This is a genomic window from Sphingopyxis sp. Geo48, from assembly GCF_949769155.1.
Classification (GTDB): domain Bacteria; phylum Pseudomonadota; class Alphaproteobacteria; order Sphingomonadales; family Sphingomonadaceae; genus Sphingopyxis.
In genome coordinates, this window is sequence record NZ_CATKPA010000004.1 from 316,365 (window position 1) to 338,113 (window position 21,749).

Annotated in this window: 16 protein-coding genes; 15 read left to right on the forward strand and 1 reads right to left on the reverse strand. The window is 64.1% G+C overall.

Features of this window, described 5'->3' with window-relative positions; genetic code table 11:
• Positions 1 to 3 precede the first annotated feature (3 nt).
• The 4 genes from QOL79_RS15620 to QOL79_RS15635 all read left to right on the forward strand — a co-directional run bounded on the left by QOL79_RS15620 (position 4) and on the right by QOL79_RS15635 (position 3,070).
• Positions 4 to 465: a hypothetical protein gene (locus QOL79_RS15620; RefSeq protein WP_054588739.1), complete on the forward strand. Its 462-nt coding sequence runs from the start codon at positions 4 to 6 to the stop codon at positions 463 to 465.
• 74 nt (positions 466 to 539) lie between these two features.
• Complete coding sequence (locus QOL79_RS15625; protein WP_054588738.1) at positions 540 to 1,016, forward strand: hypothetical protein; 477 nt, start codon at positions 540 to 542, stop codon at positions 1,014 to 1,016.
• A 110-nt stretch (positions 1,017 to 1,126) separates the two neighbouring features.
• Entirely contained in the window at positions 1,127 to 2,812 is a 1,686-nt protein-coding gene (locus QOL79_RS15630) for an ATP-binding protein (protein ID WP_054588737.1), read from the forward strand.
• Positions 2,813 to 2,881: 69 nt separating this feature from the next.
• Complete coding sequence (locus QOL79_RS15635) at positions 2,882 to 3,070, forward strand: hypothetical protein (RefSeq protein WP_082665232.1); 189 nt, start codon at positions 2,882 to 2,884, stop codon at positions 3,068 to 3,070.
• Between the two features lie 460 nt (positions 3,071 to 3,530).
• On the opposite strand, the gene QOL79_RS15640 is transcribed toward QOL79_RS15635, so the two are convergent.
• On the reverse strand, positions 3,531 to 4,568 hold the full coding sequence (locus tag QOL79_RS15640) for a LacI family DNA-binding transcriptional regulator (protein WP_235588039.1): 1,038 nt from the start codon (positions 4,566 to 4,568) through the stop codon (positions 3,531 to 3,533).
• Between the two features lie 139 nt (positions 4,569 to 4,707).
• Here QOL79_RS15640 and QOL79_RS15645 point away from each other — a divergent pair, with 139 nt between their 5' ends.
• Genes QOL79_RS15645 through QOL79_RS15695 form a run of 11 tightly spaced genes read left to right on the forward strand, consistent with a single transcriptional unit; the run spans position 4,708 to position 21,585 of the window.
• Complete coding sequence (locus tag QOL79_RS15645) at positions 4,708 to 7,197, forward strand: TonB-dependent receptor (protein WP_082665233.1); 2,490 nt, start codon at positions 4,708 to 4,710, stop codon at positions 7,195 to 7,197.
• Between the two features lie 10 nt (positions 7,198 to 7,207).
• A complete protein-coding gene (locus QOL79_RS15650) occupies positions 7,208 to 8,575 on the forward strand; it encodes an alpha/beta fold hydrolase (protein ID WP_149037677.1) in 1,368 nt (455 codons plus the stop codon).
• Positions 8,572 to 9,900: a glycoside hydrolase family 1 protein gene (locus QOL79_RS15655; protein ID WP_234715579.1), complete on the forward strand. Its 1,329-nt coding sequence runs from the start codon at positions 8,572 to 8,574 to the stop codon at positions 9,898 to 9,900. Before QOL79_RS15650 ends, QOL79_RS15655 begins: the two co-directional genes overlap by 4 nt.
• Positions 9,897 to 11,114 (forward strand): glycoside hydrolase family 1 protein, encoded by a 1,218-nt coding sequence (locus QOL79_RS15660; RefSeq protein ID WP_201022964.1) that lies wholly within the window; start codon positions 9,897 to 9,899, stop codon positions 11,112 to 11,114. The genes QOL79_RS15655 and QOL79_RS15660 overlap by 4 nt, the downstream gene beginning before the upstream one ends.
• A complete protein-coding gene (locus tag QOL79_RS15665; protein ID WP_054588735.1) occupies positions 11,111 to 12,079 on the forward strand; it encodes an alpha/beta hydrolase in 969 nt (322 codons plus the stop codon). The genes QOL79_RS15660 and QOL79_RS15665 overlap by 4 nt, the downstream gene beginning before the upstream one ends.
• Positions 12,076 to 13,107, forward strand: coding sequence for an alpha/beta hydrolase (locus QOL79_RS15670; protein ID WP_054588734.1), 1,032 nt, complete (start codon positions 12,076 to 12,078; stop codon positions 13,105 to 13,107). Before QOL79_RS15665 ends, QOL79_RS15670 begins: the two co-directional genes overlap by 4 nt.
• Positions 13,107 to 14,324: an MFS transporter gene (locus QOL79_RS15675; RefSeq protein WP_234715578.1), complete on the forward strand. Its 1,218-nt coding sequence runs from the start codon at positions 13,107 to 13,109 to the stop codon at positions 14,322 to 14,324. Before QOL79_RS15670 ends, QOL79_RS15675 begins: the two co-directional genes overlap by 1 nt.
• Positions 14,321 to 15,859, forward strand: a complete 1,539-nt coding sequence (treA, locus tag QOL79_RS15680; protein WP_054588732.1) for an alpha,alpha-trehalase TreA — start codon at positions 14,321 to 14,323, stop codon at positions 15,857 to 15,859. The genes QOL79_RS15675 and treA overlap by 4 nt, the downstream gene beginning before the upstream one ends.
• Entirely contained in the window at positions 15,852 to 17,222 is a 1,371-nt protein-coding gene (locus tag QOL79_RS15685) for an alpha/beta hydrolase (RefSeq protein ID WP_054588731.1), read from the forward strand. The genes treA and QOL79_RS15685 overlap by 8 nt, the downstream gene beginning before the upstream one ends.
• Before the next feature lie 14 nt (positions 17,223 to 17,236).
• Positions 17,237 to 19,462 carry a glycoside hydrolase family 3 N-terminal domain-containing protein gene (locus QOL79_RS15690; RefSeq protein WP_054588730.1) on the forward strand — a complete coding sequence of 742 codons (2,226 nt, stop codon included), beginning with the start codon at positions 17,237 to 17,239 and terminating at the stop codon, positions 19,460 to 19,462.
• A 5-nt stretch (positions 19,463 to 19,467) separates the two neighbouring features.
• Positions 19,468 to 21,585, forward strand: a complete 2,118-nt coding sequence (locus QOL79_RS15695) for a beta-galactosidase (protein ID WP_082665240.1) — start codon at positions 19,468 to 19,470, stop codon at positions 21,583 to 21,585.
• Positions 21,586 to 21,749 lie beyond the last annotated feature (164 nt).

Below are 21,749 nucleotides of genomic sequence, written 5' to 3' on the forward strand. Positions count from 1 at the left end.
TCGATGAAAGTCATTGTCTCGCGTTCCCGCATCGCGGGGGCGCTGCCCCATTATGTCTATCGCGCGCTGGTTCCGGCCGAGGGTGTTGCGGTGGAGCGTATCGCGAGCGCCGGCACCGTTCACGCGCCCGGGGTCGCCGGTCGTATTGCTTGCATTCGGATCGCTCCGCTCATTGCGCCCGAGCGCTACCTCGCGATGCGCCCTGTCGAGCGGACGGCGCTTGCCTCGCGCGTCGGGGCAGTCGGACGCCGGATCGAGTGGCTGATCATTCGCACCTTCTTCCGGGAGATGACCGCGGACTCGTTACCGATCGTCTTCCAGCTCGATCCTGATCCGGGCGACGCCTGCGTCTGGGCCGACCTCGACGACCTAACCGGCATCTTTGATGCCGTCGAACCTGGGTTCGCAAGCCTCTCAGCTATCGACCTCGGTCTGCGTCAGCGCGACAGCCTCCGGGCTGCCTGATTGCCGTCATCGACGAGCCGCCCAAGGCGCCTGCCCTGGGCATAGTTACTTCACCCCAGCAGAAAGGGCCTGCGATGACGGTCATCGGACATAATGACATCCGGAAAGTCGAGAACTTCGACAGATATGAGATTCTCGCGCACCCGCTTCCCCATCGTGATAACCGCATTTTCTATCCGGCGGAACCCGATGGTTTTGGCGCCGTCACCTATGCCTCGCACGATGTGATGATTGCGAGGCCGACCGGGATCGGTAGCAAGGGCCGGCTCGCCATACTGATGCACCATGGCGGCGGTCGCCACGCTCTCGAATTCTACGAAAGCACCTTGCCCATCGCCTCGGCGCTGCTCGCGCTTCCGGAACGCGAGCAATATGCGCTCGCCTATACGATCTTCGAGCAAGCGGACGAATGCTCCGCCGGAGCGCGTGCCGCCGAGGCGCAACGATGGGCTGAGGCCTATGCTGAGGGCCGCATCCGGAAACGGCGTCGCGGGCGCGCGCGGCAAATCTATGTCGAAACCGCGGCCGAGAAGGCACTTCGCTCCGCCTGAAGCCTGAGCCGCCCGCACTCAATCGCTCGCGACCGATCGTCATCGGCCGGGAGGAAAGGAGGCGGGGACGTGCGGCGGCAATGAGGCTGCCGCGCAACCGGAGTATTCCCATGACGCTTCCCGCTCAAATCCGCCCTTCCGTCGGCGAGCAGCTTATCACTAAGGTGTCGCGCCTCTTCAACGGGACGATCACCGACGTTCTCAACGAGCTGTTCCAGAATGCCCGCCGTGCCGGTGCGCAGCGAATCGCCGTCGATCTCGGCGAGCATGAAGGCAATCCAGCCCTCTTTATTGCAGACGACGGCACCGGCATCGATGATCCCGCCGCCTTCGTGACGCTGGGCCGCTCTGACTGGAGCGACCAGATCGCACGGCGGGAAGACCCTGCCGGAATGGGTGTGTTCAGCCTCGCCGGCAAGCGCGTTACTGTGCGATCCTTCTCGAGAGCCGCCAATGCCGGATGGACGGTCACGTTTCCCAAGGACGGTTGGCAGGGCGAAAATCCCCTAACGGTCGAAGCCTACGAGGTCCGCAAAGGCACACAGCTCGTCATTGCCATGCCCGCCGAATGGTTGCCCAATCTCCAATCGCGGGTCGAAGCAGCGGCGAAGCATTTCCCGTTGCCCGTCGAATTTCAGGGCGCAGTCTTGCCGCGCGAGGATTTCCTCAAGGGCGCCTGCCGGATCGAAGAGTGGCATGGCTGCCGGATCGGAATCTTCAGCGATTCCTATGACATCGCGAGCGATCCGCGCATCAATTTTCATGGCATCAAGGTTCCCTGCCGCATGCCCGCCATCGGGGAAATCGACGCACGGCGGAAATGGACGGTCCGGATCGACATCGTCGACGCGCCCTCGCTCCAGCTCGTTTTGCCCGCGCGCAAGGAGATGGTCGAGAATGCCGCACTCGCCGATCTGCGGGTTGAAGTGCAGGCGGCCATTTTCCGGACCATCGCGCTCAAAGGCCAACATCGCCTGTCGTTCAAGGACTGGAAGCGCGCTACCGAGCTCGGCGTTGGCCTTCCCGAAGCCAGCCCGTGGCTCTGTGCATGGCGCCCGCGAACCGCGGACGGCAATGCCTACGTCGAGGACGAGCGCGTCGAAGCTGTCCCAATGATCCTGATCCCCAGGCACGAGGCCGATATCGAACAATGCGCGGCGAAGGTGTTGACCGAGGAGAAGCTCGGCTTCCGACCTGTCTTCGCTGAAGACAAATTTGCCGGCTATCGATGGTATGATGTGCTTCCGCGCGTCCCCCGCCTGTCCTTTGCGGTCGAACGGGAGGGCGAACTGTTCCACTATGCCGACGACGACCAGATGCTCGATCATGTTGAATCGGGCTGGGTGACTGCGATCACCCTTAATGTTCCGATAGTTCGCTGCGCCGGGCTCGATGAACCCGCCGCCACGCTTCGCCTTCCCGTCGATATGCTCGTCTGCGCGAACGCGAGCAGCCATATCGGCGAAGCACATGTTTTTGTCCGGGAGGGCGCAATCGTCACGCCGCAGGCGCTCGCGCAGCTGATCGAGGATGCGGTCTTCACTTATGACGAGGATTGCGATAGCGACAGCTGGGGCAGGCAGCATGACGATTTCATCCGCGATGCGCGTAACCTGGCGAACAAGCTCCTCCTCGGAAAGGACGAGGCGCTTCTGGAACAGATCCGATCGGCCTTCCGCGACGATGTCCAATGGCTGATCCCCGAGGGTCGAACACTCACCCTCAAGGCCGATGTCGCCAAGGTTCTAATCGATCTGGCAGTCGCTGATCCTGAAACCGAGCCCACCGCTGCATAGCATTCGGACCATGACAGGCTGGCGACCTTGCGTCCGCTTCTACCCTTACCCCCACAGCCGGAGTGATCCATGACCGCCCTGTCACCCCTTCGGACGCGGCTCGCCTCGTTCGACCACGCCTATGCCGTTGCGATTCAGCTCCGCGGCGCGACCGGTCGTGGTCAATTCATCGTGTGCACCGGCAAGCCGATTCAGCCATTTCGTGTCTCTCCGACATTGCCGCCGCTAGGTGAACATCTGCTGGTCTGGGTAGCCTGAAGCCGACATTCCCTGGGCACACATTTGGTGTAGGTGCCATTTATGTCGGGTCAACGACGTCACAAGAGGCATGTCGGTCCGTCAGATTCCTAAGCCAAGCGTCGAGACGTCGAGCTTCGATGGAATTTGGTCGGGAATGCGCCTTATTCTGTTGAAAAACTATCCACACGGCTTTGGGCGCCTCGACACAAGTAAAAATATTAGCACATTTCTAATTGCTACATAACTTTGGATCGCCAATTGGGTTCTTATTATATGTTTATTACGGAAGAGGCATGGATGAGGTGCGTCGTCCGAGTTTTTCAACAGAATACGCCTAATCGCGGTCATTCGAGAAATCAGCGGGCCTGCCCATAAGCTGTCGTTCGTTTACCCCCGCGAGGATGGCAGCTACGCGCCTGATGCCGGTCGTTTATCCGATTTGGACCATCGCTTTAAAGCTGCCATGACGACCGGCCAGCTAGGTCTGCCGAGTGACAAGTTGAGTTGGTAGCATTGCGGATCGGGGCCTGCTACCGTCCAGCGCTTGCATCAGTTTCTCCACCAGTAACGCGCCTGCGACTCCGGTCTGCTGGGCGATGGTCGTGATCGACGGAGTAAAATGCGCCGCGGGCGGAATGTCGTTGTAGCCGACGAGCGAATAGTCGCGCGGGGTCAAATGCCCCTCTTTGCTGAAAGCGCCGATAACCGCCATCGCTGCGGTATCGGAAAAGGCGAAGACTGCGTCGGGGCGGACGGTACAGGTTTTCAGATAGGCGTTGGCCTGGTCGTGAATCGCGGAAAAAGCCATGGACTCGATCGACAGAACATCGATCTCGACATCCGAATTTTTGCGGGCTGCTTCCTGCAGCCCTTCAAAGCGCAGGCGGATTTCCTCGTGCTGGCGGCTTCCGACGAACAGCCAGCGGCGGCGATCATGCAAAAGGAAGCGTTCACCGGCCAGGCGTCCTCCAAGGCTGTTATCGCTTCCGACCGCGCAGTAGGCGCTCGCTTCATTGACCGCTCCCCAGACCACCATGGGAATATCCTTGCGGGCGACCTTTTGCAGCAGCGCGTCGCGCGCGCCTTGGCCGAGCACGATGAAGCCGTCGGCACCGCGCGACTGGTAAAGATCGACAAAGCCGTCGATCGTGTCCAGCCCCGACGGCGATAGCAGCAGGTCGAGATCGCGGACCGACAGGGCCTCGGAAATCCCGGCGAGCAACTCGAAAATGAAAGGGTCGCCGATCGCGCCTTGCCGATGCGATCCGAAGTCGAGCACGACCGCGATCGCATTGGCGCGTTCGCGCCGCAATTTCTGGGCATGACGGTTGAGCGCATATCCTTGCTCGCGTGCGACCGCCAGCACACGCTCGCGTGTATCCGCGCTGACCAGCGGGCTTCCGCTCAACACCCGTGACACCGTCGGCTTTGAAACTTTTGCAATGCGCGCGACGTCGTCCATCGTCGGCCGGGTTGTGCGCGGCATCGTGGTCGTATCGCTGCTTTTTTGCGCCATTCTGCGTTCATATGGCAGCTGCAGGCCCTGCGCAATCGCCAATAGTCGCCATTATGAAACTTTGTATTGAAATGCATTTCATAAAAACCTATCAAATTGCGCGAACGGGCGATATGGTCCGTCATGGGGAGGATGATCGATGGCAATCTCGCGCAAATTTTTGACGTCGCTTTGCTGGGGCGTGGCACCGTTGGCACTCGCTGCCAATCCGTCGTCGGCCGCAGCGCAGGATGCGCCGCAAGCTGACTCGGCGGGCGGCGGGCTTGAAGAGATCATTGTTACCGCTCGCCGCTTCGAGGAGCGCGCGCAGCAGGTGCCGATCGCGATCACCGCGTTCAGTCAGGACGGCTTGCGCGAGAAGGGGGTCAACACCGGCACCGACCTTCAGAACTATACGCCGTCACTGTCGGTGCTCGGTGATGTCGCTCGCAACCAGGAAACCTATTCGATCCGCGGCATGGGGGGCAATGGGGGACCGGGGACCGGGAGCGGCCCGGGTGTCGTCGGCTATTTCGCCGAAGTGCCGACGAGCGTCAGCGGACCGGGCAGCTTCTACGATCTTGCTTCGCTGCAGGTGCTGAAGGGACCGCAGGGGACGTTGTTCGGCCGCAACACGACGGGCGGCGCGGTGCTGCTCGAACCAGCGCGCCCGAAGATGGGCGTGGTCGAAGGCTATGCTGATTTGACGCTTGGCAATTATAATCGCCGCAGCGGGCAGGGCGCGCTCAACATTCCGCTGGTCGATGACGTGCTGGCGATTCGCGTCGCCGGGCAGTTCGACAAGCGCGATGGCTATGTCCGCGATGCCGTCACGGGTTTCGACTATCTCAACCGCAACAACTACAGCCTGCGCTTCGGGCTGCAGTTCAACCCGACCGACACGATCCGCAGCTATACTGCGGTCAGCTATGTCGATGTGAAGGAGCATGGCGGCGGCAGCATCCTGCTCGCGGTCAATCCGGCACGTCCCTACGCGGCCCTGCTGCAGCCCTACCTGCTGGCGCAGCAGGCGCGAGGTGTGCGCGAGACGGCGCTCAGCGTCCCGACCCGCGAAGTCGCGAAGGCTTTTCTTGCGCTCAACAATACGGAGTTCGATCTTTCGGACACGCTCACACTGAAGAATATCTTCAGCTATGCCCGCACCCGCTCGACGAGCGCGACCGATCGCGATTCGACGCCGTTGCCGATCGCCGATCTGCTCGGCGCCTACCCCGGCAGCTATAACAACAATCTCCGCACGATTACCGAAGAGCTCCAACTGCGTTACGACGATGGCACCTTGCGCATCCAGGCCGGCGGCTTTTTCCTCGACCAGAAGACACCGTCGCCGCTGACCTTCCAGACCGTCAACCCGATGCAGCAACTCGGCCTGCTCGGCGGCGGACCGCTGATCCTGCCGCCCGCGCTGCAGGCCGCGCTCGGCTTGCCGACGCCGCTCGCGCCGGCGCTCAGCCTGCAACCCACCGCGCATGTCGACGGGCGGAGCAAGGCGGTCTATGCGCAGATGCAATATAAGCTGACCCCCGATCTTACCGCCACGGCCGGCTTTCGCTGGACTTGGGATCGTTTCGGCGGCGACATCCAAGCCTATCAGGATCCGCAAAGCTATCAGATATTCAACCAGCTTGCCACGCTCGGGGTGATCACTCCGGCGCAAGCGGCGCAGGTGGTCGGCCTGAATGCCAATCTTTGCGTATACGACGCGTTCAAGGCGGTGGCGGCGGGCGGCTTCCCGACGCTCTATTATCCGAACTGCACAACACCGACGTTCAAGGGCAAGAGCGACGGGCCGACCTGGCAGCTCGGTCTCGACTGGCAGGCAAACCCCGATACATTGCTTTATGCCGTGTCGCGGCGCGGCTACAAGTCGGGTGCCAGCAACCCGATCGTATCGCTGTTCCTCGGCGAGGAGCATCCGCTGTTCGCGGTCCGCCCCGAGCAGGTGACCGATCTCGAACTCGGCGTGAAGAAGGATTGGAACCTCGGCGGCGACGCGCGGGCGCGCACGAACATATCCGCCTTCTATACCTGGTACAACGACATCCAGGTGATCCAGCGCGCATCGATCGCGGGCTCCGACATATTGACCAACGCCAAGAAGGCGCGGGTCATGGGGCTCGAGTTCGAAGGACAGCTCGTGCCGGTGCGCGGTCTGACATTCAGCGCGGTCTATTCCTACAATTCGGCAAAATATCTCGAATATGACTCGATCGCGATCCCGGCGATCCCACAGGCGTTGACCGCGGCGCAGCCGAGCCGCGACCTGTCGGGTACCCCCTTCTCCTTCGTGCCGAAGCACAAGTTCAGTCTCAACGGACGGATCGACCTGCCGTCGGTCGAGGGCGTGGGCGAAATGGCGTTCAACGCCAACTGGACCTACCAGTCGAGCCAGCGGGTGACCCCGGAGGCACAGCCTTTCGACACGATCGCGGGCTATGGCCTCGTCAACCTGCGCTTCGAGTGGAACAACATGTTCGGTGCGCCCATCGACGCCGCGATCTATGGCACCAACATCTTCGACAAGGAATATCGCGTCACCGCGAACCCGGGCTATAATAATTCGGGTTTCATCAACTCGATCTACGGAGAGCCGGCGCAATATGGCGTGCAGCTTCGCTATCGTTTCTGAGCGCACGGCGATGACGCGATCTGCTTTCCCCTTCTTCCTAGCGCTGGCGATCGGCCTTTCGGGGCCGGCGCAGGCTGGGCAGGCAGTCGCCTCCGCCTCTGCGCCGGGCGTCTTCGTTCCCGACGCCGCGCAGGCGGCGCTTGTCGCCAAGGCGCGCCGCGCGGGGGCGACCGACATCACGACGCGTCCGGCTCCGGACGGCGGGATGATTGTGAACGGCAAGCTCGACGGGCGTATCTTCGTGCTCGCCATTCCGGCGAACTGGAACCGCGAGGTCGTGCTGATCGGGCAGGGGTATGCGACACCCGATTCGACCCCGAAGGTGCCCGAAGATCCGACCGCGCCGTCCGAAAGCGGCGGCGTCCTGCGGCATATTTATGGCGAGGGCCTCGCGGTCGGCGTCGCGGCGTTCGACAAATCGGGAATTGCGACCGAAAGCGGCGCCAAGAACGCGATGCGGTTACACGCGCTGACAACGCGGCTCGGTGCGAAGCGGCATTATGCCGTCGGCGGATCGATGGGCGGCAGCATCGTTCTGGCGCTGATAGAGCTCTATCCGAAGGCGTTCGCGGGCGCGGTATCGATGTGCGGCGTGACCGAGGGCTGGCGGCCGCTCGTCCAGCAACTCGCCGACACGCGCGGCGCTTATGATCTTCTGACCGAAGGAACGCCCTATGCGCTTCCCGGTGCGCATGATCTGACGCGTTCGGGATTGCCGACTGAGCCGCCTGCGGGCGACCCGAACTCCGGGGATGCCTTTCGCGCGCAGCAGAAGATGCGCATCCTGATGCCGATCTTCGCGCTGTTCCAGGCGGCCAAGGCGAGGCCTGACGGGCGCGAGGCGCGGATCATTCGGCAGGTCGCGGCAGTGGGCGGCTTCGCGCCCGACCCGGCGGCGATCGGCGCGCCCGTTTATGCGGCGGTTCTCGGTATGGACGATATCGTCGCGACGATGGGCGGTTTGCCGATCGGCAACGGCTCAAAGACCTATGCGCCCCCGGAAATGAGCGCGGAGGAGACAGCCGATTTCAATCGGCGCATGCAGCGTTACAACGCCGCTCCGCACGCCATTGCCTATGCGCGGCAATGGCACGAACCAACCGGAAAATTTCGCGTTCCGCTGGTCACCGTGCACCAGACGATCGACTCGCTGGTACCCTTTTCCCAGTCGGAAGGATTGGGGCGGATCGTCGCTGCGGCAGGTAATGGCGCACGAATAGCGCAATATGCCGTGCCGCCTACGAAGATGCCGCTGCCCGGGGGCTTCGACGGCTATACCCACTGTGGCTTTTCACCCAAGCAGAACGCCGATGCCTTCGATGCGATGCGCGCATGGGTACGCACCGGCCGCCGTCCGGGACCGGAGGCGGTAAAGTGACCGAAGACCGGCTCGCACTCGATCGTCGGCACATGCTTGGCCTGGGCGCTGCTGCTATCGCGACGGTGGCGAGCGGCCGAGTGAGCGCGGCGTCGAAACCCGCGAAGCCATTCCTGTGGGGAGCTGCGACTGCCGGACATCAGGTTGAGGGCAACAATGTCAATGCCGACATCTGGCTGCTCGAACAAGTCGATCCGACGGTGTTTGCCGAACCGTCGGGCGACGCGTGCGACAGCCTGCACCGTTGGCGCGAGGACGTCGCGATCGTGAAGGCGCTGGGGCTCAACGCATATCGCTTCTCCGTCGAATGGTCGCGGATCGAGCCCGCACCGGGACAGTTCAGCCAGGCCTATCTCGATCATTACGCGCGCATCGTCGATCGTTGCCGCGAACAGGGCCTCGCGCCGGTCGTCACCTTCAACCATTTCACCACGCCACGCTGGTTCGCGGCGGCGGGAGGGTGGGAGAATAGCGATGCACCCGATTTGTTCGCTCGCTATTGCGACAAGGTCGCGCGTGCGATGGCGGCGGGGATGAGCCACGCATTGACCTTCAACGAACCCAATCTGGCGCTGGGCGGGCGCTGGTCGGCGAGCCCGCCGCCGCCTGCCTTCATGGATCGCATCGCCGCCTGCGTCGCGGCGGCGGCGAAGGCGAGCGGTTCCGACCGTTTCTCGTTACTCAACACGGGCGATCCGGCGCCGATGATCCCGGGCGTCACTGCCGCGCATGTCAAGGGCCGCGAAGCGATCCGCGCGGCGCGCGGCGACCTTCCGATCGGATTGAGCCTTGCCATTCCCGACAATGTCGCGGTCGTGGAAAACAGTGCGATCGAGCGCAAGCGCGCAGACGTCTACGGTCCCTTCTTCGCGGTGATGGACAAGGATGACTTCGTCGGCGTGCAGACTTATGGCCGTGCCTATGTCGGGGCCGAACGCGACGTCGAAATCCCCGCCGACGTACCGCGCCGGCCGGGCGGCGGCGAATGGTATCCTGCAGCGGTCGGCAATGTCGTGCGCTACGCGCATGAGGCGACCGGCTTGCCGGTAATGGTGACCGAAAACGGCATCGACGCCGCCGACGACGCGGAGCGCGAGCGCTTCATCCCGGAAGCGATCGCCTCGGTCGAGGCGGCGCGCAAGGATGGGGTGCCGGTGCTTGGCTATATTCACTGGTCGCTACTCGACAATTTCGAGTGGTTCTCGGGATACGGCCCGAAATTCGGTCTCGTGGCCGTCGATCGTCAGACCTTCAAACGCACGGTCAAGCCCAGTGCGAAGCGGCTCGGCGCGATCGCGCGCGCTGGCGGAACCGGCGCCCGTTGAGAGCCGCTGCGTCTTTTCTGTGGGGCACCGCGACGGCAGGGCATCAGGTCGAGGGCAGCAATGTCGCCGCTGACATTTGGCTGCTCGAGCAAGTGCGCGAAACCCGCTTCGCCGTGCCGTCGGGGGATGCGTGCGACAGCTTGAACCGCTGGCAGGAGGACATTGCGATCGTGAAGGCGCTGGGGCTCAACGCCTATCGCTTTTCGGTCGAATGGTCGCGGATCGAGCCCGCGCGTGGTCAGTTCAGCCGCGCCTGGCTCGACCATTATGCGCGCGTCGCCGCGGCTTGCTGCGATGCCGGACTTGCCCCCGTCGTGACGCTCAGCCATTTCACGTCGCCGCGCTGGTTCGCGGCGGCGGGGGGCTGGAGCGACGCGGAGGCGCCTTCACGGTTCGCACATTTCGCCGACATGGTCGGGCGCCGGCTCGCGGGACTGGCTCGGCACGTGGTGACGTTCAACGAACCCAATCTGCCGTTGATGGGGCGCTGGGCGCCGACGCCGCTTGCCGATCCGGTGCGCGAAGGACTGGACGCTATGCTCGCGGCGGCGGCGCGCACGACCGGGTCGGAACGGTTCGACGTCTGGGTCTACTCGCGCGGCGACGACGCCGACCTCGAACGGCTGCTTGCCGGACACCGTAACGCCCGCGCGGCATGGAAAGCGAACGATCCCGCCGCGCTTGTCGGATTGAGCCTCGCGCTGCCCGACGCGCAGGGTGACGATAACGCGATTGCTGCCTATCGCCGCCATGCCGAGGACCCTTTCCTCGCTGCGGCGCGCGAGGATGATTTCATCGGCGTCCAGACCTATGGGCGGCTGCGCTTCGGACGCGATGCGGTCCTGTCGCCGCCCGCCGGTGCAGAGCTTACCCAGAGCGGAGACGAATTTTATCCGCAGGCCCTCGGTGCCAGCGTCCGTCATGCGCACGCCCGGACCGGGCGGCCCGTGTTCGTGACCGAAAACGGGATCGCCGCCGCCGATGACGCGCAGCGCTGCCGCTATCTGCCCGCTGCCATCGACGCGCTCGATGCGGCGCGAAAGGAAGGCGTGCCCGTGCTCGGCTATATCCACTGGTCGCTGCTTGACAATTTCGAATGGCGGCGCGGGTACGCCCAGCATTTCGGGCTGGTCGCCGTCGATCGCGGAAATTTTCGCCGCACGCCGAAACCGAGCGCGCGTCTCTATGCCGATCTGGTGAGGGCAAGATCATGATACGACCCTGGCTGACGCTTCTTCTGGGTCTGGCGCTGGCGCCCGCCGCGTCGGCGCAACTCGTCAAGGCGCCGTGGCCATCCTTCCTGTCCGCCGAGGCGCGCGCGGGGCTGGAGGCGAACGACGCACGACCGCCAGAACCCGCGACGATCGAGGGGCGCCGCGCCCGCGCCGATGCGATCCAGCAGGAGATCGGCGCGCCGCGGCTCGCGCGCTACGGCGTGACCATGAAGGACGACGTGATCGCGGGTGTCCCCGTGCGTTTTTTCACGCCGGCGAAGGGCGCTGCCAAGGATCCGGTTCTCCTCAACTTGCACGGCGGCGGATTCCTCGTCGATGCGGGGTCCATCAGCGAGAATGCAGCGGTGGCGGCGCTCACCGGCTATCGCGTGGTCGCGGTGCGCTATCGTCTCGCGCCCGAAAACGGCTTTCCCGCCGGGGTCGAGGATGCGGTCGCCGTTTATCGCGCGTTATTGAAGGAGCATGATCCGAAAGCGATAGGCGTTTACGGCACATCGGCGGGCGCGATCCTGTCGGCCGAACTCGTCGCGCGATTGCGCGCCGACAAGCTGCCGCAGCCCGCCGCGCTCGGCTTTTTCTCGGGCGCTGCCGATCTGTCGGCGGTCGGCGACAGCGCGGGGCTATTCGCCGACGCGTCCGGCGTCGATGCGCTCGCGCGCCTCTATGCAGGAGAGCGGACGACGCATGATCCGCTCGTCTCGCCGCAACGCGGGGACCTCGCCGGCTGGCCGGCGACGCTCTGCCTCGCGAGCACGCGCGATTTCCTCCTCAGCGGCACCGCCGACTTCTGCCGCGCGCTCGACGGGGCGGGCTCGCCCGCGAAGCTCATCGTGTTCGACGGACTACCGCACGCCTTCTGGGCTTATATCGACGCGCCCGAAACCGATGCGGCCTTCGCCGTGATGGCGCGGTTTTTCATCGCAAGTCTGGGAGCGGAAAAATGAGAAAGATACTGATCCTCGCCGCGCTTCTGGCGGCTTCACCCGCTGCGTCGCAGACTTCGGTTCCGGCGTTCAATCTCCCGGCGTCGAACCAGCTCAGCGAGGAGGCGCGGCAGGTCCTCGAACGCATGAAGCAGGCTACGGCGCCCGCCGAGATCGTCGGCGACGTCGCTCGGCAGCGCGCCTTCTATGGTCGCTACAATGATGACAGGCTCGCCGAGATGCGTCGCCATTTCCGTACCCGCGAATGGCGTACGACAATGAACGGCGTCACAGTCGATGTCGTCGAGCCGGCGAGCGGCGTGGCGGGGAGCCAAAAAGGCCGCGTTCTCATCAATGTTCACGGCGGAGCGTTCATGTGGGGATCGGGCAGCGGGGCGCTGGTCGAGGCGATCCCGATCGCCGCGACGATGGGGATCAGGGTGGTGACGGTTGATTATCGTCTGTCGCCCGAACATCGTTACCCCGCCGCTTCCGAAGACGTGACCGCCGTCTACAAGGCGTTGCTGGGGCAATATCCGGCCGCCAACATCGGCATCTACGGCTGTTCGGCGGGCGGGGTCATCACGGCGCAGGCGACGGCGTGGATTCGCCGTGAAAAACTGTCGCGCCCGGGGGCCATAGGCACCTTCTGCGGGACCGGCGCGCCCTATTCGGGCGACAGTCCTTACCTGGCGGGTCCGATCACCGGCGGCGCGGTGCTCGCGGCGCCGGCGCTCCCCGACGTCCTGCCGCTCCCCTATATGCAGGACGCGGCGCCCGGCGATGCCACCGCCTATCCGCTGGTGTCCGACGCGGAGGTGAAGGCGATGCCGCCGACGCTGCTGCTCGCGGGCGGTCGCGATTTCGCCGCGAGCGCGCTGACGCTCGCGCATCGTCGTCTTGCGGCGGCGGGCGTGGAAAGCGAGCTCCATCTGTTCGACGGGCTACCGCACGCCTTCTTCGTCTGGCCGGATATGCCTGAGTCCACCGAGGCCTACGGGCTCATCGCCTCCTTCTTCGATCGGCATCTGGGACGGCGCGCGCGCTGATGCGAACACGCACAATCATAACCCTCGCTCTGACCTATGCGCTGCTCGGCTTGATGATGAACAGCGTCGGCATCGTCATTCTCCAGTCGATCGCCCATTTCGGCGCGACCAAGCTGATGGGGTCGACGCTCGAGGCGTGCAAGGACCTGTCAGTCGTCGCCGCCTCTCTCCTTCTTGTCGCTGCGGTGCCGGCATTCGGTTATCGCTGGTCGCTGGTCGCTGTGCTCGTGCTGATGGCGACCGCCTGCCTGCTGGCGTCGTTCGCGACGAATTTCATTGCGATGCAGGCGCTATTCGTGCTCACTGGCCTGTCGTTCGGGATTACCAAGATTGCAACCTATTCAACCATCGGGCTGATAGCGCGCAATCCCGCCGACCATGCAAGCATCACCGGACTCGTCGAAGGGGTGTTCATGGGTGGCGTCCTCGCTGGCGCGTGGATTTTCGGCTGGTTCATCGACGCGGGCGATTGGCTGCGCGTCTATTGGCTGCTTGCCGCGCTGTGCGTCGTGACGTCGTGCGCCTGGCTCGGCATCCGGCTCGATGAAGCTCCTGTGCCGGTCGCGAAGCGGAGTGCCTCTGTTGCAGCGGGATGGAAAGACATGCTTGCCCTCGCGGTCTTGCCCGCCACCGTCGCCGTGCTCGCTACGCTGTTTCTTTATGTCCTGATCGAACAGGGTGTGGGAACCTGGCTTCCAACCTTCAACCGCGAAATCCTTCATCTGCCCGCGACGACCAGCGTCCAGATGTCGAGCATCTTCGTCGCAGCGCTCGCGCTCGGGCGCTTGCTTTCGGGGCTCGTACTGCGCCGCGTCGCATGGCTGCCGGTGCTTCTCGCCTGCCTCGCCGCGCTCGCGCTGCTGGTCGTCGCTGCGCTGCCATTGGCTGAAGGCGTGCGACCGCGCGCCGATACGGGATGGGCGAATGCACCATTCGCCGCCTATCTTTTCCCGCTGATCGGCCTGTTTCTCGCGCCTATCTATCCGACGGTCTGTTCGGTCGCGCTCAGTGCGCTGCCGCAACACAGGCACGCCGCAATGATCGGGCTGATTGTCATCTTCTCGGCCCTCGGCGGCACGATTGGCTCGTTCGTCGTCGGATTGCTGTTCCAGTCGCTCCCGGGTGCGGCGGCCTTCTATTTTCTGCTGGTACCCATAGCGCTCGTGGCGCTTGCGCTATCGCTTGTGCGTCGCCGGATCGCGGGGGTTACGGCATGATGGTTACAGACACACCCGCCCAATTGTTCGGTCCGCTGTTCGCTGCGGTGCAGGAGACGGGGCTTTTTCCAGATTCCAAGACATTCGCCGATGCGCGTCCGCTGCGCGCGCCCGCGGCGATCCTTGCCGACTGGCAAAGACAGCGACCGGGAACGAGCGAAGGCCTCCGGCACTTCGTGTTCGCCAACTTCGATATTCCGCAAGATTTGCCGACGCCTTCACCCGATGGTCTTGAGCTTGCAGCGCATATCTCGGCGCTTTGGCCGCTCCTGACCCGCGAGTCCGCCAATCCCGCGCCCGGATCTTCGGAACTATGGCTGCCTCACAGCTACGTCGTTCCCGGCGGCCGTTTTCGCGAGCTGTATTACTGGGACAGCTATTTCACGATGCTCGGCTTGGCACGATCGGGCCGTTACGATCTTATCGAGAATATGATCGGCGATTTCGGCAGCCTGCTCGACCGGATCGGCCATATTCCGAACGGTACGCGCAGCTATTACACGACCCGGTCGCACCCGCCCTTTTTTCACCTCATGGCTGCACTATCGCGCGATGATAGCGTCGAAGGCCGCCGTCGTCGATTGGACTGGATGCGCAAGGAACATCGCTTCTGGATGGCGGGCGCCGAGGATCTCGCGCCGGGAGGCGAAGGGCGACGTGTCGTGAGGCTGGACGACGGGGCGCTGCTCAATCGATATTGGGATGACAGCGACAGGCCACGCGACGAAAGCTGGCGCGAGGATGTTGCGCTTGCGGACGAAGCTCCTGCGCGCAATCGGGGTGAGCTTTGGCGCGACATTCGCGCCGCGGCGGAGAGTGGATGGGACTTCAGTTCGCGCTGGTTTGCCGACCCGCGCGCGCTCACGAGCATTCGCACCACCCGGCTAGTTCCAGTCGATCTCAACGCCCTGCTTTTCGGTCTTGAGCAGGCTATTTCGAAAGCCGCATCCGGTCTTGGCGAGAATGACCTGTCGTATGATTTTGCTGCGCGCGCCGAGCGTCGCGGACGGGCGGTCGCGGCGCATTTATGGAATCCACTAGGCGGTCATTATGCGGACTTCGATCTCGACAGCGGCCGCGTGTCGGATCGATTGACCGCTGCCGCCGCCTTTCCGCTCTTTGCCGGTATTGCATCCGCCGCGCAGGGACGCAGCACGGCCGTCGCGCTCGAACGATTGCTCCGCCCGGGCGGATTGATGACGACGTTAAGTGAAAACGGACAGCAATGGGATGCTCCCAATGGCTGGGCCCCGCTGCAATGGATCGCGATTATCGGTCTGCGCCGCTATGACGAAATGACGCTCGCCGACGAGATCGCAGAGCGCTGGCTCGCGATGGTCCGAGCCCATTATGAGGCGAGCGGCCAGCTTCTCGAAAAATATGACGTCGTCGCCTGCGCTGCAGGATCGGGCGGCGAATATGCGACCGAGACGGGTTTTGGATGGACCAACGGCGTGACGATCGAACTGCTTGCAACGCGCCGAGGTGGCGCATCCGATATAGAGGCGATAACGACAGGAGGCGTGAATGGATAGCAAGAGTAGAGGCGGATATTTTGCCCGGCTGATTCCGGTGCTTCTCGTGCTGGCCACTCCGGCCGCGCTATCCGCCGAGGAGCTTCAGCCCGCGGCTCTCACCACCGCGCAATCGGTCCTGGCGGCGGACGCTCGCAAGCTTGGCGCAACGGATATCGCTACCTTTGCTGCACCCGATGGCGGCTTCATCCTTGCGGGCAAGCTGGCGGGCGACCAGTTCTCGGTGGCTATTCCCGCGAAGTGGAATCGCGAGGCGCTTCTCTATGTCCACGGCTATTCCACTCCGGGAACGCCCGTCGCGGTCGCGGTCGACCCGCTCGCCAAGGGAACGGGCGCGAGCGGCGTGCTGCTCGAAGCCTATCGCGACGGATATGCTGCCGGCCACAGCGCCTATGACAAGCCCGGAATGGGGGTTCAGACCGCCACCGAAAACACGCTGCGCCTGCGGGACTTTCTCGCGAAACTCGGCGCGAAACGATTTCTGGTCGCGGGCACGTCGATGGGCGGCAACATCACCCTGTCGCTGATCGAACAATATCCGAAAGCCTTTGCCGGTGCACTGTCGTCCTGCGGGGTCACCGACGGATGGGAAAGCCTGTTCGGCCAGCTCATCGACATGCGCGCCGCCTATAATCTGCTCACCGAAGGCACGCCCTATGCGCTGCCCGGTGAGCAGGACCTGACCCGTTCGGCCTTGCCGATGGACCCGCCTGCGGGTGAGGCGGCAACCAGCGAGGCGTTTCGCTGGGGCCGGATCGGCCAGATCGCGATGCCCGTGCTGGCGCTCGCGCAGGCAGCGCAGGCCAATCCGGCGGGGCGCGAGGCGCGCATCATGAAGCAGGTGGCCTCGATCGGCGGGTTCGAGCCTGAACCGGCGTCGATCGCCTTTCCGCTGGTCACCGCGACGCTCGGCATGGATGACCTCAACCAGACGCTCGGCGGCAATATCTATGGCAATATGGGCAAGGTCTATGCGAGCCCCGAAATGACGCCGGAGGAAGCCTCGGCCTTCAACGCAAAGGTCCAGCGCATTGTCGCGGACCCGCGCGCGGTCGCCAATGCGCGCCACTGGCATCAGGCAACAGGGCGCTTTCGCGTCCCGTTGGTGACGATCCACAATCGCATCGACTCGCTCGTCCCTTATGCACAATCGGAAGCACTGGGCCGTATCGTCAAGGCCGCGGGCAATGAAAAGCGGCTCGTCCAATATACGGTGCCGGGCACGAAGGCGCCGCTGCCGGTCGGCGGAGTCGAAGGCTACACACATTGCGGCTTCAGTCCCGAGCAGTCGGCCGCGGCTTGGGAAGCGCTGCGAGGCTGGGTCGAGACCGGCACGCGTCCTGCCGTAGATGCCGTAAAATAGCTCGGGGGCGTAATATGCAGGGCTGCGTCAGCCGCCGCGATTTCCTGCAGGCGAGCGCGATCGCGGGAGCCATCCTGTCGAGCGCCGGTGCGCGCGCCGCACCGCGCATCGCAGCGGCCGACGTGGACGCGCTGCTGGCCCGCATGACCCTCGACGAAAAGCTTGGCCAGCTCGCTCAGGCGCGCGGCGAGCGGAACGACACGGGCCCCTTCGTGCCAGCTGGAAGCGAAGCCGATGTCCGTGCCGGCCGGGTCGGCTCGTTTCTGAGCGTCTATGGCGCCGAAACGACCCGGCGCCTCCAGCGGATCGCGGTCGAAGAAACCCGTCTCGGCATTCCGCTGCTCTTTGCCGACGATGTGATCCACGGATTCCGCACCATCTTTCCAGTGCCGATCGGCGAAGCGGCGAGCTTCGACCTGGCGGCGGCCGAAGCGGCGGCGCGGATCGCGGCGATCGAGGCGACCGCCAACGGCCTCCACTGGACCTATGCTCCCATGGTCGACATGGCGCGCGATCCGCGATGGGGCCGCGTCGTCGAAGGCGCGGGCGAGGATGTCGAGCTCGCTTGCCGCTTTGCCGAGGCGCGTGTGCGGGGATTCCAGGGACGGAGTCTGTCGGACCCCGATGCGATGCTGGCGACGGCCAAGCATTTCGTCGCATATGGCGATGCCGAAGGCGGGCGCGACTATGATGTCGCCGATGTATCCGACCGAAGGCTCGCCGAATATTATTATCCTCCCTTCCGGGATGCGATCGCGGCCGGCGCCGCGAGTGTCATGGTCGCGTTCAACGAGGTCAACGGCGTACCGATGCACGCCAATCGCGATCTCCTGACGGGCGTACTGCGCGGCGACTGGCATTTCGACGGCCTGATCGTCAGCGATTACACGGGCGTCCGCGAACTCGTGGCGCACGGCGTCGCAGCGAACGACGAGGCGGCCGGAATCCTCGCGCTGGAGGCGGGCATCGATGTCGACATGGTGAGCGGCATCTATGTCAATACGTTGCCGGGCGCGGCGCGGCGCGGGAAGGTCGATGTCGCACGTATCGACGCGGCGGTGCGCCGCATCCTGTCGGCCAAGGCGGTGCTGGGATTGTTCGACGACCCCTATCGCAACTGCAACCCGGCGCGGGCCAAACGCCAGACGCTTCGCCCCGCGCATCGTGCTGCCGCGCGCGATCTGGCGCGCAAGAGCATGGTGCTGTTGCAGAACGAGGGCAATATCCTGCCTCTATCGAAAGCGCTGCGGTCGGTGGCGGTCATCGGACCGCTCGCCGACGATCGTCGCTCGATGCTCGGAAGCTGGGCCCCCACGGGCGTCGCCGGCGATGCGATCACGCCGCTCGAAGGCGTGAAGGCGGCGCTCGGCCCGAGGGTGAAAATCTTCGGCGCTGCGGGCGGCGATGCGGCGCTGGACGCCGCGCGCGGCGCCGACGCCGTCGTCCTGTGCATCGGCGAGCATTGGGACGAGAGCGGCGAAGCGCGCAGCCGGGTCGCGCTCGACCTCGCGCCCGACCAACAGGCGATGGCCGACACGATCCTTGCGCTGGAAAAGCCTGTCGCGGTCGTGATCTTCGCCGGCCGACCGCTCACCATCAACACCCTCGCACACCGCGCACCCGCGATATTATGGGCCTGGTATCCGGGCGTCGAAGCGGGGCACGCGCTCGCCGACATCCTGTTCGGCGACGTCAGTCCCTCGGGTCGTCTACCGATGAGCTTCCCGCGGGCCGTGGGTCAGATCCCCATCCATTATGACCGACGCAGCACGGGGCGACCGGCTAGCGAAAGCGAACGGAACAGCGCCAAATATGTGGATGCGCCGTGGACTCCGCTTTATCCGTTCGGACATGGTCTCGGCTATTCGCCGGTGCGCTATGCGGGGTTGGAGTTGTCGAGCGAGCGGTTGGCTTCGGATGGCGTGCTGCAGGTAGGCTTTTCCGTTCATAATGCGGGCGCGCATGCGGTCGAGGAGGTCGTCCAGCTCTATCTGCGCGACGATGTCGCCAGCACGACGCGACCATTGAAGGCGCTCAAGCGTTTCGCTCGCGTCGCGCTCGCGCCCGGCGAAACAAAGCCGGTCCGTTTCACGCTCGGCGCGCGCGATTTCGCGTTGCTCGACCACGATCTCCGGCCGGTAGTCGAACCGGGAAGTTTCACGCTTTACGTCGGTGGCAGTTCGGCAACCGAACTCGAAGCACATTTTACGATCGAAGGCGAAGGGAATCGGGCAATATGAGGCTATTGTCGAAGCCATTTCCGCCGCGCGCGGGCGGATTTCTTGCGCTGGTTATGATTGTGCTTCTGACCTTTCCGGCCACGCAGCCTCTTCATGCGAAGACACTGTCCACGACGGCCCCCACGCTGGCACCCTTCGAAGCCGCGCCGCTCTCGATCGGCGTTTCCTGGTACCCCGAACAATGGCCGGAAAGCCAATGGGAAGCGGACCTCGCATTGATGCGGCGGGCGGGCGTTTCGGTCGTGCGGCTCGGCGAGTTCGCCTGGGCGCGGCTCGAACCGCGCGATGGCGAATTCGATTTCGGCTGGATCGATCGCGCGGTGGCGCTTGCCGGGCGCCATGGCATTCGCGTCGTGCTCGGCACACCGACCGCCGCGCCGCCGGTCTGGCTGACCGAGGCGCATCCCGACGTGCTTCGGGTCAACGAGGACGGTAGCGTCGAGGGGCACGGCGAACGCCGCCAGTTCTCTTTCGCCAGCGCGACCTATCGCCGTTATACGGTGCGCATAGCGGGAGAGATGGCGCGGCGTTACGGGCGCAACCCTGACGTGGTGGGTTGGCAGATCGACAATGAGATTGGCGTACCTTCGTTCGATCGCGAGGCGAAGGCACGGTGGGCGAGGTGGCTCACTGCGCGCTATGGTACGGTCGAGGAACTCAATCGGCGCTGGACGACCGATTACTGGAGCCAGCGATACCAGCGCTTCGATCAAGTGCCGCTGAAGTCGAAAGGACCGCAGAACCCGGCACTGCTGCTCGACTTCAAACGGTTCGCCAGTTTCCTCTGGGCGGAATATGTCGACGAGCAGGCGGCCGCGATCCGCACCCACGCGGACAGGCGGCAGTTCGTTACCACCAACTCGACCGCATGGAACAATAATTTCGACCAGTATCTTGTTCATCGCGGCCTCGATCTCGCCGCATGGGATGATTATGTTCCGAACGGCCGTCCTGACTGGACCGCGAATGCCCTGCATCATGACGTCGTTCGTGGGTACAGGCAGCGCAATTTCTGGATCATGGAAACCCAGCCCGGCCGCGTTGACTGGGGGGCGCTCAATCGATCGCTCGACCCCGGCCAGACGCGCGAACTGGCGTGGCAGGCGGTCGGCCGTGGCGCCGATGCGATCCTCTACTGGCAGTGGCGCAGCGCATTGAACGGGCAGGAGCAATATCATGGTACGCTTGTCGGTCCCGACGGGCAGCCGATGCCGGTCTTCGATGAAATTGCGCGGACGGCACGCGAAATGGCGGCGATGTCACGGTGGTTGAAAGATACGCAGCCCGAGAAAGCCGAGGTCGCTCTGCTCTACTCGCAGGAAAGCCGTTGGGCGATCGAGGCGGAGCGGCACAGTCGCGACTATGATCCCGTCGCAACGATCACGGACTGGTATCGCCCGTTCGCCGACGATGGCTATCGAGTGGACGTACTTCCGCCCGACGCGGATCTTGCAGGCTATCGCCTGGTCGTGGCGCCGAATCTCAATATCTTGTCGGGCGACACCGCGGAACGGCTGAAGGCTTATGTCGAGCGGGGAGGCCATCTGGTCCTCGGTCCCCGATCGGGAATGAAGGACGGCGACAACGCACTGTGGCCGATGCGCCAGCCCGGACCGCTGGGGACCTCGCTTGGCGGACGTGTCGGTTATTATTATCCGCTGGACGGCCCAGTTGCAATGTCGGCGATATTTGGCGACACCACTGCGCATATATGGGGCGAGGTGCTCGAACCCGTCGCCGACGACACTAAGGTGCTGGGGCGTTTCGGCAGCGATCAGGGTTGGCTTTCGGGGCAGCCCGCCCTCCTGCGACGAAAGGTTGGACGAGGCAGCATCGCCTACCTTGGCGCCATTCTCGATCAGCAGGGGCAGGGCCGCTTTACCCGTTGGATGATCACGGAGGCCGCCGTGCCGCGTCCCTTGATGACGCCGGTCGACGGTGTCGAGTTCATGACGCGCGCGCGCGGTGCCGAACGCTTCATCATCGCCGTCAACCACGGTGAAACGGCAAAGCGAATATCTCTGCCCGCTGGAGCTGGTTGGCTACATTCCGATGATGTGCAGGGTGATATGCTGCGGCCCCATGGTGTCGCACTGGCCCATGTTAAGCATGGCACAAGATAGGTCGTAATGGTGTCGGTGTCACGCTGTGGGGCCCATCCCCTCATTGTATGTCGCCGGCCGCTGCGTTCGCGGTTCAGATGATGGCCTAAGCGGATCTCGGAAAGCGGGCGTCGGACGGATCTGCGGCGACAAGGCGCCTGGAACTTGCTCGTAACAGGCCTTCC